Origin of the sequence: Haloferax litoreum (assembly GCF_009674605.1) — an archaeon.
Classification (GTDB): domain Archaea; phylum Halobacteriota; class Halobacteria; order Halobacteriales; family Haloferacaceae; genus Haloferax; species Haloferax litoreum.
This window is the reverse complement of the sequence record NZ_WKJO01000001.1, coordinates 1150745-1165851: the sequence shown is the minus strand read 5'-3', so window position 1 is coordinate 1165851 and position 15107 is coordinate 1150745. Positions and strand designations below refer to the sequence as shown.

The following is a 15107-nucleotide window of genomic DNA, read 5'->3' as shown; positions in this document are numbered from 1 at the left end:
AACTCGGGAATCGCGCACGAATCACTCTCCGACCGCCCCATCACCCAAGTCGAATCGGGTCGTCACTCGGTCGAATCGTCACCTCGACATCGTCGCCGACGTCGAACTCGTGGCCGGGGAAGACGACTTTCGTCCCGAAGTCACCACGGGAGGCGAACAGCGACAAACCGGTTACCCGCTTCCCGTTGGCGAAGACGTCGAAGTCGGCCCACGGAACGTCGCGTCCAGTCGTCCGGCCGAGGTCCGCGCCGAGTAACGAGAGTGAGTGCCCGTCTGCGACGGGTGAGAGTGTCCCGCCGAACCCATAGTGGGCGAGTCCACCATCTAAGACGACGCCGTCGTCGCTTGCGAGGCCGACAAACGCGTCAGAGTCGACCTGTCCTTCGCGCGTCGGTCGGTCGAGGACGACGAACGTCTCCCCAACGTCGACGACTGTGCCACGCCCGTCCCAATCGAGCGGTGAGACAGAGACATCGACGCTGAGGGGGAGCGACCCCCGAGCACGGTGGTGGTTCGCCGTCGCCGGGCGAAACCCGAGGTGGACGTGGTTCGTGACCCACGGCGCGAAGAATCCAGACCGGACGAGTCGTCCGAGTGGGTCGCCGACTGCGACGGTGTCGCCTGCGGTGACGTCGGGTTCGACGTGGAGAACGCGGGCGACGAGTCCATCACGCGGGTCGTCGCTGCCGTTGCCGACCCACCTCAACCCAGTGGCTTCGGCGTCCACGTCGAGCAAGATGAGGTACTCGTCGTCGTGGGCGTACGGTTTGTCGGGTGCGCGGACGGTGCGCGTCTCGCGGACGACACCCGCGACGGGCGACCGAGCGACTGCGTCGTCGTCGTCGACGTAGAGGTCGATGGCGCACCCGCTATCGTGCGCAGGGTACGGCGAGTTGTAGAGGGAGAATCGCTCGAAGCGGGCGAGGACCGACCGCGGCAGTCGCAGCATGGTCGTCGGGACGGGACGGATGTTCTTAGGTACGTCGGGGTGTTTCGGACAGGTATGCGCGTCATCCGTGGTCGTGGCCCCGACAAGGTGTCCGACCGGGAGATTACGGCGGCCATGCTCCGCGAGACTGGTGAGACGGGGGAACCCGCCTTCCGCGCGTGGACGCCGCACCGACAGGTTGCGTTCGGCCGGCGCGACACGCGAGCGAACCGATACGACGAGGCCGTCGACGCCGCCGAATCCCGTGGGTTCCCGGCACTCGAACGCTCCGTCGGTGGCCGTGCAGTCGCCTACACCGGAACGACCGTCGCGTTCGCCTACGCGACACCACTGGACGACGCCCGCGCCGGCCTCGACGAACGATACGAGGCGGCGACGACAGCAGTCGTCCGCGCACTTCGGACACTCGGCGTGCCTGCTCGGCGCGGCGAACCCCCAGACTCGTACTGTCCGGGTGACCACTCGGTGCAGGCCGGCGGGAAACTCTGCGGCATCGCCCAGCGAGTGCGGAAGTCGTCTGCACTCGTCTCGGGCGTCGTCGTCGTCACCGACAGAGACGAAATCGCCGAGGTGCTCGTCCCCATCTACGACGCAATCGACGTACCGTTCGACCCGGCGTCGGTCGGGAGCGTCGACACCGCGGGCGGACCTGCCGACCCGGACGCGGTCTGTCGAGCACTCGAAGACGTGTTCGTCGGCGACGCGACGCCACGAATCGAAGACGCGAGCGACGCGGCGTAACCGAGTCGACGAGTCGCGTCACCCGAACCGTCGGACTTAGGGCGCGGCGCGTGGCACCCCCACCTATGCGAATTGCGAACGCGACGGTGGCCGACGGGCGCGTGGTGGATGTCCGCGTCGAAGACGGACGCATCACCGCAGTCGGTGACCTCGACCCAGTCACCGACGAAGCGACCATCGACGCCGACGAGAATCTCCTTCTGCCGGGCGCAATCGACGTCCACGTCCACTTCCGCGAACCGGGATTCGAACACAAAGAGACGTGGGAGACGGGGTCGCAGAGCGCCGCCGCGGGCGGGGTGACGACTGTCGCCGACCAACCGAACACAAACCCGACGACGACGAGTGGAGAGGGGTTCGACGCGAAGGCCGAGCGTGCCACGAAGTCGTGTATCGACTACGGCATCAACGGCGGCGTGACGCCCGACTGGGACCCTGAGAGCCTGTTCGACCGACCGCTGTTCGCCCTCGGCGAGGTGTTCCTCGCCGATTCGACCGGCGACATGGGTATCGACGCCGACCTGTTCGAGTCGGCCGCCGAACGCGCGGGCGACGCGGGCGTTCCCGTAACCGTCCACGCCGAAGACGCCGACCTGTTCGACGACGCGGCCATCGAGGGTGACCTCGGTGGCACCGGCCACGACGCCGCGGCCGACGCGTGGAGTGCCTACCGCCGCGCTGAAGCGGAAGCGACGGCCGTCGAACGCGCCATCCGCGTCGGCGGCGAGACGGGTGCGCAGATTCACATCGCCCACACCAGCACGCCCGAGGGCGTCGACGCCGCCCGCGACGGTGGGGCGACCTGTGAAGTGACGCCGCACCACCTGTTCCTCTCGCGGGACGACCTGTCGGACCTCGGGACCTACGGCCGGATGAACCCGCCGCTCCGGTCGGAGGAACGCCGCGAAGCCATGTTCGAACGCCTCGCAGACGGCCGAATCGACGTGGTTGCGACCGACCACGCACCGCACACGACCGCCGAGAAAGACCAGTCACTCCTCGACGCACCGAGCGGCGTCCCCGGCGTCGAGACGATGGTCCCACTCCTCCTCGGGGCCGCCGTCGAGGGCGACCTGTCGCTCGAAACCGTCCGCGACGTGGTTGCGACGAATCCCGCGGACATCTTCGACCTGCCGCAGAAGGGTCGCATCGAGGAGGGCGCAGACGCCGACTTAGCTCTCTACGACCTCGACGCCGCACGGGAGATTCGCGGCGACGACCTGCACTCGAAGTGCGGATGGACTCCGTTCGAAGGGTTCACCGGCGTCTTCCCCGAGTGGACGATGCTCCGCGGCGAGATGGTCTGGGACGGCGACGAGTTCGGCGACGTGGCGGGCGAAAACGTTCGCGCGTAGGGCTACTGGGACGTACGAGTCCCGTATCGCTCCACAGCAACGTGGACGGCCTTCCATCCGATACTCACGAGGACAGCAAGCGGTGCGCTCCCGACGCCGAGAGAGAGCACTGCGAACGAGTAGTCTTCGATGCCCAAAGGATTCGAGGGAGCGAAGACGGCGGCGAAAAACGCGGCGACGCCCACGAGTGGTGCGACGAGTGCGTAGGCGAACAGCCATCGTTGTCTCCGCGTGAAGTCGATGCCGTACCCCGGGCCGGGCGGAATCAACAACCCGACGACCAAGAGAACGAAGCCGACCAGACCGAAGAGGAGGAGAAAGAACCCGGCGAGTCCGTGGGCGAATCCGTCGCTCCCGGGTGGCGCTGGTGGGAGCGTGTACGCACCCCACCACGTGAACGCGACGATGGTGAGGCCAAGTCCCGCGACGGGGAGTTGGAGCGACCCGACTACCGCACGGAGGGACCAGCGCATTGGCCCACTCGTCGGACGCGAAATTGATAGGTATTCCGTCGTGTGCCGAGTCCGACAAGCGAATCCTTTTCCCGTCGGACTCACCGAGACAACGACACACATGACCGACGAGCAGACGCCGCCGCGAACGCGCGGGCCGAACGCGGGAGACCCACACGCACTCGAAGGAGTGTTGTCGTTCTGGGAGACGGTGGTCGAAGACGCCGAAGCGACCGCCGAGGAGTACGAGTCGGAAGGGTGGGAGACACTCGTCCTCCACCCCGGTGACGTGACCGTGCTCCCTCCGGCGACCCTGCCGGACGCGACGGACCGCGTCGGGTTCGACGTCCTCGTTCCGGGCAGTGAGTTCGAGACGCTCTCCGAGTGGGTCGAAGACGCCGCGTTCGACAGGTACGACGTGTACCGCGCCCGCGAGAGCGGGACGGTGTTCGCCGTCTCCGTGATTCAGGCCGCAGAAGCGGGAAAAGCCGTCGTCGCACCGCTCTACTACGCCGTGGACGCGGTCGACGTGATGGCGAAGAAAGCGCGCGAACAAGGGGAATTACGCCTCTACGTCCGGCCCGTCGAAGCAGACCAGCGTGTCGAACTCGTCCAGTCCGACCCAGACCCGCTCTTTCCTTAGTCGTCGTTCGAGAGTTCTTCGCTTCGGAGTTCGGTACTCGCCTCGCGAACCTCGCGCATGACGCTGGAGATGCGCTCTTCGGCCTCCAGTTCTTCTTCGACCGAGAGGTCGACACCCTCGACTTCGAGGAGGAACTTCGCAATCTCGGTGACTTCGTACATCATCTCGTCGAGTTCTTCGGCCGTGAAGAACCCGGACATCGCGCCGTAGAGGAACGTCGCACCCGACTTGCGGACCTTGTCGCGGAAGGCGGAACGCGCCTGATTGACCGCCTGCGGCGAGTACGTGTCGGTCATGAAGGGGACGAGTTCGGGGAGGTTCTCACCGATTTTCGTCATCTCGACGCCCGTCTCGGTGCGGAAGTCGGCACAGAGACGTGCGATGGCCCACTCGCGCGCCGTCACGTAGGTTCGCTCGCGAAGGAAGTCGTTGACGCGGTCGTACTGCGCGCCGTCGACCTTCTTGAAGCGGGCGTACTTCTGGACGTCCTCGGGGACGTCGACCTCCGATTCGGCGTCAGTGTCGGCATCCGCCGCATCGTCCCCGTCACTCGCATCGGCGTCCGACGCTGCGTGCATATCACCGTCCGACTCCGTCTCTGCTGTATCCGCCGTCTCCACGCCAGCATCTGACTCTTCGGCCGCCCCTGCCGCGTCAGTCGATGGAGACGCCGATGGTTCGGCGTCTTCGACCGATTCGGCCGGGTCCGACCCCTCGTCGGCCTCACCAAACTCGTCTGTCATACCGCGGGGTACCGCAGCATGGCCGAAAAGGGTTCCGCGACGAGCAGGGGGTGTCTCGACCCCCGAGTCCGGGCAAGGGTTTTCTATCATCCCCGCGAGAGTGGGAATCATGAAGGTACTGCTCGGAATCGGTGGCAGCGACGATTCCATCCGAGCGTTGGAGAAGACGGTCGAACGAACGGCGAACGCCGACGACGACCTGACCATCGCTATCGTCGAGAACCCGTCCGTGGAGCGTTCGCGCGACGACATCGAATCGAAGGTCTCGGAGGTGCTCTCCGACCTCGGCATCGACGCGACGGTTCGCCACCTCGAAGGCGACCCCGGAAGTTCGCTCGTCGACCTCGCCGAGGACGAAGGATTCGACCAACTCGTCCTGGGCGGCGGTGAAACGAGTCCGATGGGGAAGATACAGATTGGGAGCATCGCGGAGTTCGTCCTCCTCAACTCCCACGTAACGGTCACGCTAGTCCGATGACTCGAACGTACTCCGACGCCGTCGCAGACCCGTACGAGGCACCCCCACTGTCGTTCACGGACAAAGAAGACAGGACCATCGAGGTTCGAGCCTACGACGGCACAGACGAGGAACTGGAGTCGCTCGTCGACATGTACGAGTCGTTCGACCCCTCAGACCGGGCACAAGGCATCCCTCCGGGGCGCGAAGACCGCATCCGCGACTGGCTAGACAACATCCTCGACGACGACTGCCTGAACGTCATCGCGTGGGACGGCGACGACGTGGCAGGTCACGCGACGCTCGTCCCCGACGGCGACGCGTACGAACTCGCCATCTTCGTCCACCAGACGTACCAGCGGTCGGGTATCGGGACGCGGCTCATCAAGGCGCTCCTCGGACACGGACGCGTCTCGGGCGTCGAGAAGGTGTGGCTCACCGTCGAACGCTGGAACCGCGCCGCGGTCAACCTCTACCAGAACGTGGGCTTCGAGACCAGCGACGCCGAGAGTTTCGAGTTAGAGATGACCATCCGTCTCGCAGAACCTGACGGGTAACCGGTCGTTCGACGGCGAAACGCCGAACGGTCGTCAGGCCGACAGAACGGGCTGACTCGCGTACAAGAGGACGTACTCGGCGGCCTTCGCGAGGACTTCACCCGGGTCGCCAGAGACGGGTTCGCGCGGCACGACCACGAAGTCGGCTTCGAGTTCTTCTGCGGTGTCGAGGACGACGCTCCCGGGATGACGGAGTTTGCTCGTCGGAGAGAATCCGTACGCGACAGACGTCGTGATAGGGACGTCTGCCTCGTGGGCAATCTTGGAAATCGTGTCGGTGACAGCCTTACTGTCTTCGGCGACTGCGTCTTGGTCGACGACGCCCTGCTCGATAGCGCGGACGACGTCCTCGCCGAGGACGTGAACGGCGTGGACTGCGGCGTCGTATTCGGCCGCGACTGCGACGGCGTACCGGGCCGCACGCGTCGCCTCCTCGCTTTGGTCGACCGGCACGAGGACGAGGTCGATAGAGAGCGGGCGCGATGACATGTCCCCACCTCCGTCGGGGGACGACAAAAAACTCACCCACCGTCCCAGCATCTCGCCGACCCGGACGGGTTTTATCACCTCCCACGGAGAACCCGTGGACATGTTCGACACCATCGTCATCGCCACGGACGGGTCGGCGAGTGTCCGTCGCGGCGTCCGGGTCGCCGTCGATCTCGCCGAACGCTTCGACGCCGACGTACACGCACTGTACGTCGTCGACGCCGGCGACGTGGAGACTGCACCGGAGCGACTCCGCGACGAGATGCGCGAGGCACTCCACGAACGCGGTGAAGAAGCACTCTCGGAGGTGCAGGCGGCGACAGACCGAGAGGTGACATTCGCCGTGCGCGAAGGCCGGCCAGCGGCCGAGATTTCGAACTACGCCCGCGACGCCGAGGCCGACTTGGTCGCAATGGGAACCCGCGGCCGCCACGGCGAGAACCGCTTCCTCATCGGGAGCGTCGCCGAGCGCGTCGTTCGAACGTGCCCGGTACCGGTGCTGACAGTCCGACAGCTCGAAGAAGGGTCGGTCGACGCGCTCCTCGGCGAAGAACCGGCCTGAAGAAGAGAGAGCGACGCCGGTTCGAGACTCGCCAACGCTAACGAACGCGACACGGGACAATCGGCAGGTGTTTTCCCCGTCGCGTTCGACCCGCTGGTATGGAAGACGAGCTCATCGACAGTTCTCGACTCTCGCTCCCCCGCAAGTCCGTCCTCCCGGGAGCGGGCTTTTTCTACCCCGACTCGCTCGACGAATCGCGCGCCGAAGAGCGTGCCAGAGAGAAACTCGAAGACGCCTCGGTCGCAGTCGTCACCGACACCGACGCCGACGGCCTCGGGTGTGTCGCGCTCATCCGCGAGATGTACGACGCCGCCCTCGACGTCGCAGACTTCGAAGACCGCATCGAAGAGCGACTACGCGGCGACGAGGAAGAAGCAGTCGAAGACGACGCCGAAGCCGAAGACGCCGTCGTGGACGTTGCTGAAGAAGAAGAAGAAGAAGAGCGACCCACATCACCCGTCGCACTCGTTGGGTCGAGTCCGTACTCGCTCGAAGACGACCTACTACGCGTCGCCGAGTACGCGCCGGAGGGTATCGACGTGTTCGTCTGTGACCTCTGTCCGGACAAGTACGAGTACGTCGAAGAGGAACTCGAAGCACTCGCCGAGGTTGCAGGGTCGATTCGATGGTTCGACCACCACCAGTGGAAGCCCGAGGTCGAACAGCAGGTCCGCGATGCGGGCGTGGACCTCGTCGTCGGCGAGTCCGACGAAGAGTGTTCGACCGACGTGGCACTCCGCGAACTCGACTACGACTTCGACGACCGATTCGTCGAACTCGCCGCGGTCACTCGCGACCACGACCTCTGGTTGAACGAAGACGAGCGGAGTCAGGACCTCGCCGACTACGCCTACTGGACCTCAAAGGAGGAGTACGTCGCCGTCGTCGGTGCCTACGGGGCCGACCTTCCGCCGGTCGTCGAAGAGTACATCGCACACCGTCGCATCGAGAAAGAGAACCTCATCGAAGCCGCCGTGGACCGCGCGGACATGAAGGCGGTCGGTGACTGGACCGTCGGCATCACCTACGGTCGCTGTTCGCAGAACGAAGTGGCAGACGCCCTCCGCGAGAAGGGTGCCGACGCCGCGGTCATCGTCAAACCCGCCGGGAGTGCGAGTATCCGCGGGTCGGACGACTTCGAACGCTGTCACGAAGTCGCCGGCCTCGTCAACGGCGGCGGCCACCCGAAGGCGGCCGGGTGTAAACCCGACATCTACGACGACATGCTTGACTACGCCCACCACTGGACGACACAGGGCGCAACCACGAAGCGCGTCATCCTCAACGCGTTCGAACGCGTCGCGGAGATGCCCGAAGAAGAGGAAGATATCGAGACGGACCGGTAAAACCGGTTCTGAACTGTCGTCGCGTTATTCGTCGTCGACGACCCAGCGGTCGGAGTACGTCGCCCCGCAGGTGCACTTCGCGTAGGCGTGGACGACGTCGCCGTCTTCGTAGATACCGCCGACCTCCTCGTTTTGTGCCTCGGCGAACGAGAAGATGAACTTCGGTTCGTGGTTCTCGTCGGGTGCCGCGTCGGGGCAGGTGCCACTACTCAGGTCGTGGTCGATGTCGCCGTCGTTGCCCATCGCCGTCTGGGCGAACTCCATCGCGTCCATCCCCGTCCCGGCGGCGAACGCGCGGCGTCCGTCGTCGCCGGGGACGACGAGGATGTACCCGTTTTCGACCTCCTCACCCATGTTCGGGAGTTTGCCTTCGCTGTCGAGATACTCGTGTGTCAGGAAGAGCGCCACGTCGTCGAGACGTTCGCCCGCGAGGTACTCCGCTACCTTGCTCATACCCCGCCTAGGGGAATCAGGCCGTAAAAGCGGCGTGTATCTGTGTGGGGGAGACGACGTACTCGTCCGGTTGCACTGGACCGGTCGAGCGACGTACTCGTCCGGTTGCACTGGACCGGTCGAGCGACGTACTCGCCCGGTTGTATTGGACCGGCCGAGCGACTTACTCGTCCGGTAGATTGGACCGGCCGAGCGACTTACTCGTCCGACAAGCCGAACTTCTCCGCGATACTCGAAAGCGAGTCGTTCGGCCGTTCAGTGATTCGGTAGACGGTTCGAACACCCGGAACGCGGAGACCGAACTGGTAGCCACCGTCGAGCGAGTCGAGTTCGACGGCATCGTCTGGGCCGCGGTCGTTCTCGCGGCACCACTCCACGAGGCGGTTCTCACCCTCGCCGGGCGAGCGTGCGAGGCGTTTGTTGTCGTACGCACCGCGAATCACGAGACCAGAGGCGTCGGCGGAGAGACGTGCGTGGGAGGCCGTTCCGTCGAGGTGGAGGCGAACGAAGTCGCCGTCTGCGGCCGGGACTTCGTCAGGGACGCGCAGACAGGGGCGACGAGTGCCACCGCTGCGGGCGATGTTCGCGCGGAACGTCTGGACCGACGGATGGTCGGATGGTAGTTGCTCGGGCACGAAAGAGAGTAGCGAGAAAGCTTACTCGTCTGCTTCTTCTTCGTCGTCGTCGTCTTCGCCGAGTGCGGCGGCGACGTCGCCGCCTTCGACGACTTTCGCGTTGATTTGGACGGTCTCTTCGGAGACCTGACGGCCGCGGACGGTGACACGCTTGCGCTCGCCGTCACGGGACGGGGCGTAGCCGATACCGCCTTCGCTGAGGATTTCCTTGAGGTTCGAACCGGGGACTTCGGGGTGCATCGGACGACCAGCCTTGTCGGACCCGCCCGTCAGTTCGAGCGTGAATCCGTCGAGGCCGACGGCACCGCCGTCGACCTCGTCACCGAGGTCACGGCCGAGGAATCGGTTTGCGTCCTGTCCTTCGACGTCGAACTGGTGGGTCTCGCCGGAGTCGGGGTCGGCGACGACGACCATGAATTCTGCCATGCGCGGATGAAAACGGTCGCGGATAAAAAGTACGTCGAAAGCGTGTCTCGGGACCAGTCCGGGCGAAACCCCGCGTAACGCCTGAATTCGGAACGATTACGCCTGAGAACGTCTGTGTCAACAGTTAACTCCTAGCACAGCGTATGGACACGCATGACTGACGATATCACCACACGCGAGCCAACAGACCTCGTGGAAGCGGAGTCGAGAGAACTCGTCGAACCGGAACCGGCCGAACTGGCCGAACGCCGCCCCGAAGAACTGGTCGAACGACCGACCGAAGCGCTCGTCGAACGGGCGTGGTACGAGTGTGTCTCGTGTGGCTACCGCTCTGGACACGGCGTCCACGAACAACTGTGTCCCCGCTGTGGCGGGATGCTGAAGCACATCGGGGTGGCTCAAGAGTAAATCCGAGTTAGCTCTCTTGTTCTGCTTCTGCGTCTTCGATAGACTCCCAGACGGCACACCAGTCTTCGGGGTCGATGTACCCCTCGACTTTCGCGCACGCCCCGAACCCGTCGCCGTTCTTGTCCGGGATGTACTCCGCACAGTTCCCACAGTCGCTGCCTTCGTCGGCGAACCCTGCTGCGACGGCGTCCTTCGCTTCCTGGAACTGAACTTCCTCCTTCGTGAACAAGCGGTCCGGGTCACGCTCCTCGTTCGCCTGTGACAACGCGGTCCGATACGCCTCTGGGACCGGTCCGCGCTCGAACTCCTCTTCGGAGACGCCTTCCGGGAGTTCCTCCTCGTGGTCTTGTCCTTCTCCTTCCGCCGTCTGCTCTGCTTCCGCTTCTGCGTCTTCGATAGACTCCCAGAGGACGCACCAGTCTTCGGGGTCGACGTAGCCTTCGACTTTCGCGCACGCACCGAACCCGTCGCCGTTCTTGTCCGGGATGTACTCCGCACAGTTCCCGCAGTCTGTCCCTTCGACGGCGAGTCCCGCCTCGAACGCTGCGTCTGCCTCCTGGAATTGGACGTCCTCCTTCGCGAGCAGTCGGTCCGGGTCACGCTCCTCGTTCGCCTGTGACAACGCGGTCCGATACGCCTCTGGGACCGGTCCGCGCTCGAACTCCTCCTCAGAGACGCCCTCTGGACGTTCCTCTTCGTGTTCTTCCTCAGTCATCTGCCCGGTGGTCGTCGTCTCAGTCTCTTGCGACCCACCGCCACCAAGACACCCAGCGAGGCTGAGAACTGTGCCACTCCCCGCCAGTTGAAGGAACCGCCGCCTCGTCCGGCCAGATTGTGTCATAGAAAAAATTAGTCTGTCAGCGTACTTTGGTAGGCGCATAGTTACCACGTGACGGTGCCAGATAGTAGACTATTATTCTGACACGTTGGGAGTGAGCGCTACGAGCGTCTCAGCCTTCGAACCCCTCTTCCCAGCGGAACGTCCCGTTGCGTTGGACGACTTCGCCGTCGACTTCGATGCGCGAGTCTTCGCTCATGTCGGTTATCATGTCTACGTGGACTGCAGACTGGTTCCCATCTTCACCCTCGGGGAGACAGGCGTCGTAGGCGCGCCCGACGGCGAGGTGGATGGTGTCGCCCATCTTCTCGTCGAAGAGGATACTGTCGGTAAAGCGGTCGATACCGCGGTTCATTCCGATACCGAGTTCTCCGAGACGGCGTGCACCCTCGTCGGTATCGAGGATGCCGGCGAGTGCCTCTTCACCCTGCCCCGCGCTGAAGTCTACGACTTCGCCGCCGTCGAACGTGAGGTGGACGTTCTCGACACGCTGACCTTCGAGCGTCATCGGCACGTCGAAGAACACCTCCCCCTCGACGGCGTCTTCGACGGGTGCGGTGAACACCTCGCCGGACGGGAGGTTGTGTGAGTCGTAGACGACAGACGCACCGGAGTTGACCGCTGTCCGACCCTCGATAGACATCGTGAGGTCGGTGTCTTCCTTGACGATTCGGACCTCTGAGCCGTCGTCGAGAATCTCTTTCATGTTCGCCATCTCGTCTGCGAGGGCCTCCCAGTCCCGGAGGATGGCATCGTAGACGAAATCGGCGTACTCCTCGTAGGACATACCGGCCTGTTGGGCCATCGAGCGCGTCGGGTGGACCGTCGAAACCCAGTCGGTCGCCATACGGGCCTCGCGAACCGCCTCAGTCGCGCGGCCGTAGGCTTGTCGTGTCTCGGTTGGCACGTCTGCCGTCGTGGCCGTGTTTCGCGTGCCCCCGAGGAAGAGGACCGAATCGGCCGCCTCGTAGAGTGCGAGTTCGTGGTCGGGGAGTTCGAAGTCGCCGGCGTGTGCGCGCAGGTACGCGCGCTGAACTTCTTCTGATGCGTAGGTCGTGACGACGTTCGCGCCGCGTTCACCGAGTGCCTCGGCGACGGCGACAGCGAGGTCGTGAGCGCCCTCACCGACCGAGACGACCACGTCGTCGCCGGCCTCGATTCGTGCGCTCCAATCGACGAGTACCTCGGCATGCTCGTAGATACGTTCGTCCATACGCGACCCTCGCGGGGGGCAGTAAAAACGTCGGCGTCTGGCGACCGTTTCGCACCTAAATCCGAGAATCGTGACAGAACGTTTATCGCCCGACGTGCGACACTCCCTCCCGTGACCTCCATCGCACTCGCCACCTGTGAAGAACTCCCCTCGCTCGTCGACGACGACGCGTCGTTTCTCGACGCACTTCGCGACCGAGGTGTGACCGCAGAACCGACCGTCTGGTCCGACGAGACTGTCGAGTGGAGCGACTACGACGCCGTCGTCGTCAGGTCGATTTGGGACTACTACAAACGGCCCGACGAGTTCACCGCGTGGGTCGATGAACTCGACACCTCGTCCTGTACAGTGTTGAACTCGGTCGAGACACTCCGCTGGAACAGCCACAAGTTCTACCTGCGTGACTTGGAGCGTCACGGCATCTCGACGCTCCCGACCGAGTACGTCGAACAGGGTGGTGACGTGTCGCTCACGTCGGTCTTCGACGACAGAGGGTGGGACGAACTCGTCGTCAAACCCGCGGTGAGCGCCGGCGCGTTCGAGACGAAGCGAATCGGCCGCGAGGACGCCGAAGCAGAGCAGTCGTGGGTCGAGTCACTCGTCGCACGGAAGGACGTGCTCGTCCAAGAGTTCGCCGACGACATCACCGACGGTGAGTGGTCGCTCGTGTTCTTCGGCGACGGGTTCAGCCACGCTGTCGTCAAACGCCCGGAGTCCGGAGATTACCGTGTCCAGGAGAAACACGGTGGAAGCGTCCACGTCGAGACACCGAGCGAGTCACTCCGTGAGCACGCGAGAGACGTCGTCGACGCGGTTGCCGACGAGATGGACGGCGACCGTCCGCTGTACGCCCGCGTCGACGGCGTCGAACGAGACGGCGACTTCGTCCTCCTCGAAGTCGAACTCATCGAACCCGAACTGTTCTTCCGGGTCGACGCCGGCGCCGGTGGCCTCCTGTCGGATGCGATACTCGACCGACTCTGAAGGACGAGTTCGACCGGGTCGACTCGTTCGTCCTGCGCGCCAAACCACAACCACTACCTCCCCCCGAAGACGACTCCGTCGCATGCAACTAGGCGTCATCGGCCTCGGCCGTATGGGGCGCATCGTCGTCGACCGAGTGCTCGATGCCGGGCACGAGGTCGTCGCCTTCGACCTCTCCGAAGAGGCAGTCGCAGCAGCGGCAGACGCGGGCGCAGAACCCGCCGAGAGCGTCGCTGACCTCGCCGACCGACTCGGAGACGACAAGCGAATCTGGCTCATGGTCCCCGCGGGCGACGCGGTGGACGCGACGCTCGACGACCTCGACCCGCACCTCGACGCAGACGACGTGGTCGTCGACGGCGGCAACTCACACTTCGAGGCGTCGGTTCGTCGTGCCGAAGCGTGTTCCGCGGCGTACCTCGACTGTGGAACCTCCGGCGGTCCCGCCGGTGCCGAACTCGGCTTCTCACTCATGATTGGGGGCCCACAGTGGGCCTACGACGAGATGACGCCCGTCTTCGACGCCGTCGCGACCAATCCCGACGGCCACGACCGGATGGGCGAAGCAGGGTCTGGCCACTACGTGAAGATGGTCCACAACGGCGTCGAGTACGCGCTGATGCAGGCCTACGGCGAAGGATTCGAACTGCTCGCCGAGGGTCGCTACGACCTCAACCTCGAAGCGGTCGCACGCACGTGGAACAACGGCGCAGTCATCCGTTCGTGGCTCCTCGAACTCTGTGAAGAGGCGTTCCGCGAGGAAGGAACCGACCTCGGCGACGTGGACGACCACATCGCTGGCGGGTCGACTGGCACGTGGACGGTCCAAGAGGCGCTCGAACAGGAAGTTCCCGTTCCGCTCATCTACCAGTCGCTCGCCGAGCGCTTCGGGTCGCGCGCCGCCGACCGATTCTCGCGACGACTCGCCAACCGACTTCGATACGGGTTCGGCCGCCACGAAGTCGCACGGAAAGACGACTAACCACGACAGCACGAACGCGACCCTACGGCGACGCGAGTCCGACCGTCTGCAGGTCGCCCCGAAATATTGTGGGAACTTATGCAGTTTCGCCGTCTCCCCGGCGGATTTGACAGTTCGGAGACGGCGGCACAATCACAATTTCCTTAACCCCTCCCTCCATATCCGCCCTCATGGCAGTCATCAGTCTGGTGGGTGTCGGGGCCGGATTAGTCCTGGTACTCCTCGCCGTCGCCCTGCACTTCTCGAAGGGCACCGGTTGGGAACCAACCGCCGACATCACGCAAGAGGTCCTCGAGCGCCGTGCGGCGACCGTCCCGGAGACCGACTTCCCCGAACCAATGAACCGCTCCATCGGCGGTGGCGCGGTCGCTGGTGCAATCGCCGGTGGCGAAGAAGGTGCCGAACTCGAAGGCGAAGAAGCCGAAGAGGAAGAACCGAGTCCCGCGGACATGCCCGAAGACGAAGTCGAATACTTCGAAATCGAGTTCGTCAAGCAGGGCGAGACCATCGAACTGGCGAGCAACCAGACGGTGCTCGACCAAGGTGAAGACGCAGGGATGGACCTCCCGTACGCGTGCCGTCAAGGTTCGTGTGTCTCCTGTGCCGGGAAGATTACCAACGGCCCCGCCGAAGAGTACGTGACTCACCACACGCAGGAGACCCTCTCCGACGACGAGATGGAGAACGGATACACCCTGACGTGTGTGGCCTACCCGAAGGCCGACTTCGCCATCGAGACTGGCGAAGCACCGTAACGACTCGAACCCACCATTCGTTTTCTCGCGCTCGCGTGCCGATTCTTCGCTTCGCTCTGCGAGTCGGTTCTGCCGTCTCGAGTCTTGAATCCTGCCTCGCCAGCTACCGATATTCGTAG

The 15107-nt window shown here is 64.4% G+C and carries 19 protein-coding genes and 1 pseudogene; 11 read left to right on the top strand and 9 right to left on the bottom strand.

All coding sequences use genetic code 11. The annotated features are described in order from the left end of the window. Positions 1-40: 40 nt before the first annotated feature. Complete coding sequence (locus GJR96_RS06035) at positions 41-949, bottom strand: hypothetical protein (RefSeq protein ID WP_151162110.1); 909 nt, start codon at positions 947-949, stop codon at positions 41-43. A gap of 54 nt (positions 950-1003) precedes the next feature. On the opposite strand from GJR96_RS06035, the gene GJR96_RS06030 reads away from it, so the two are divergent. Both GJR96_RS06030 and GJR96_RS06025 read left to right on the top strand, forming a co-directional pair. After that, a complete protein-coding gene (locus GJR96_RS06030; protein WP_151162109.1) occupies positions 1004-1690 on the top strand; it encodes a lipoate--protein ligase family protein in 687 nt (228 codons plus the stop codon). A gap of 65 nt (positions 1691-1755) precedes the next feature. Further along, positions 1756-3045: a dihydroorotase gene (locus GJR96_RS06025; RefSeq protein ID WP_151162108.1), complete on the top strand. Its 1290-nt coding sequence runs from the start codon at positions 1756-1758 to the stop codon at positions 3043-3045. A 2-nt stretch (positions 3046-3047) separates the two neighbouring features. Here GJR96_RS06025 and GJR96_RS06020 read toward each other — a convergent pair whose 3' ends face one another. Then, positions 3048-3518 (bottom strand): hypothetical protein, encoded by a 471-nt coding sequence (locus GJR96_RS06020; protein WP_151162107.1) that lies wholly within the window; start codon positions 3516-3518, stop codon positions 3048-3050. A gap of 100 nt (positions 3519-3618) precedes the next feature. On the opposite strand from GJR96_RS06020, the gene GJR96_RS06015 reads away from it, so the two are divergent. Further along, positions 3619-4140 (top strand): DUF7529 family protein, encoded by a 522-nt coding sequence (locus GJR96_RS06015; RefSeq protein ID WP_151162106.1) that lies wholly within the window; start codon positions 3619-3621, stop codon positions 4138-4140. Here GJR96_RS06015 and GJR96_RS06010 read toward each other — a convergent pair. Then, positions 4137-4883: a DUF5806 family protein gene (locus GJR96_RS06010; RefSeq protein ID WP_151162105.1), complete on the bottom strand. Its 747-nt coding sequence runs from the start codon at positions 4881-4883 to the stop codon at positions 4137-4139. The genes GJR96_RS06015 and GJR96_RS06010 overlap by 4 nt on opposite strands. 109 nt (positions 4884-4992) lie before the next feature. Here GJR96_RS06010 and GJR96_RS06005 point away from each other — a divergent pair, with 109 nt between their 5' ends. Beyond that, complete coding sequence (locus tag GJR96_RS06005) at positions 4993-5361, top strand: universal stress protein (RefSeq protein WP_151162104.1); 369 nt, start codon at positions 4993-4995, stop codon at positions 5359-5361. Then, positions 5358-5897: a GNAT family N-acetyltransferase gene (locus tag GJR96_RS06000; protein ID WP_151162103.1), complete on the top strand. Its 540-nt coding sequence runs from the start codon at positions 5358-5360 to the stop codon at positions 5895-5897. The genes GJR96_RS06005 and GJR96_RS06000 overlap by 4 nt, the downstream gene beginning before the upstream one ends. 33 nt (positions 5898-5930) lie before the next feature. On the opposite strand, the gene GJR96_RS05995 is transcribed toward GJR96_RS06000, so the two are convergent. Continuing rightward, the gene (locus GJR96_RS05995; protein ID WP_151162102.1) at positions 5931-6386 is read right to left on the bottom strand and encodes a universal stress protein; all 456 of its coding nucleotides are present in this window, start codon (positions 6384-6386) and stop codon (positions 5931-5933) included. A 100-nt stretch (positions 6387-6486) separates the two neighbouring features. On the opposite strand from GJR96_RS05995, the gene GJR96_RS05990 reads away from it, so the two are divergent. Beyond that, on the top strand, positions 6487-6948 hold the full coding sequence (locus GJR96_RS05990; RefSeq protein ID WP_151162101.1) for a universal stress protein: 462 nt from the start codon (positions 6487-6489) through the stop codon (positions 6946-6948). Positions 6949-7046: 98 nt separating this feature from the next. Further along, a complete protein-coding gene (locus GJR96_RS05985) occupies positions 7047-8294 on the top strand; it encodes a DHH family phosphoesterase (RefSeq protein WP_151162100.1) in 1248 nt (415 codons plus the stop codon). A gap of 24 nt (positions 8295-8318) precedes the next feature. Here GJR96_RS05985 and GJR96_RS05980 read toward each other — a convergent pair whose 3' ends face one another. The 3 genes from GJR96_RS05980 to GJR96_RS05970 all read right to left on the bottom strand — a co-directional run bounded on the left by GJR96_RS05980 (position 8319) and on the right by GJR96_RS05970 (position 9808). Then, entirely contained in the window at positions 8319-8747 is a 429-nt protein-coding gene (locus GJR96_RS05980; RefSeq protein WP_151162099.1) for a DUF5807 family protein, read from the bottom strand. 197 nt (positions 8748-8944) lie between these two features. Further along, complete coding sequence (locus GJR96_RS05975) at positions 8945-9382, bottom strand: DUF7112 family protein (protein ID WP_151162098.1); 438 nt, start codon at positions 9380-9382, stop codon at positions 8945-8947. A 21-nt stretch (positions 9383-9403) separates the two neighbouring features. Beyond that, positions 9404-9808 (bottom strand): 30S ribosomal protein S6e, encoded by a 405-nt coding sequence (locus tag GJR96_RS05970; RefSeq protein ID WP_151162097.1) that lies wholly within the window; start codon positions 9806-9808, stop codon positions 9404-9406. Positions 9809-9961: 153 nt separating this feature from the next. Between GJR96_RS05970 and GJR96_RS05965 the strand changes: the two genes are divergently transcribed. Continuing rightward, positions 9962-10216, top strand: coding sequence for a rubrerythrin-like domain-containing protein (locus tag GJR96_RS05965; protein ID WP_151162096.1), 255 nt, complete (start codon positions 9962-9964; stop codon positions 10214-10216). Positions 10217-10571: 355 nt separating this feature from the next. On the opposite strand, the pseudogene GJR96_RS05960 reads toward GJR96_RS05965, so the two are convergent. Next, positions 10572-11057 (bottom strand): annotated as a pseudogene (locus GJR96_RS05960) (high-potential iron-sulfur protein); the annotation flags it as partial. A gap of 109 nt (positions 11058-11166) precedes the next feature. Then, complete coding sequence (locus GJR96_RS05955) at positions 11167-12267, bottom strand: aminopeptidase (RefSeq protein WP_151162095.1); 1101 nt, start codon at positions 12265-12267, stop codon at positions 11167-11169. A 111-nt stretch (positions 12268-12378) separates the two neighbouring features. Here GJR96_RS05955 and GJR96_RS05950 point away from each other — a divergent pair, with 111 nt between their 5' ends. The 3 genes from GJR96_RS05950 (at position 12379) to GJR96_RS05940 (ending at position 14988) form a co-directional block, all read left to right on the top strand. Beyond that, positions 12379-13251, top strand: a complete 873-nt coding sequence (locus GJR96_RS05950) for an ATP-grasp domain-containing protein (RefSeq protein WP_151162094.1) — start codon at positions 12379-12381, stop codon at positions 13249-13251. Between the two features lie 82 nt (positions 13252-13333). Beyond that, a complete protein-coding gene (gnd, locus tag GJR96_RS05945; protein WP_151162093.1) occupies positions 13334-14233 on the top strand; it encodes a phosphogluconate dehydrogenase (NAD(+)-dependent, decarboxylating) in 900 nt (299 codons plus the stop codon). A gap of 170 nt (positions 14234-14403) precedes the next feature. Further along, positions 14404-14988 carry a 2Fe-2S iron-sulfur cluster-binding protein gene (locus tag GJR96_RS05940; protein WP_151162092.1) on the top strand — a complete coding sequence of 195 codons (585 nt, stop codon included), beginning with the start codon at positions 14404-14406 and terminating at the stop codon, positions 14986-14988. Positions 14989-15107: the final 119 nt, after the last annotated feature.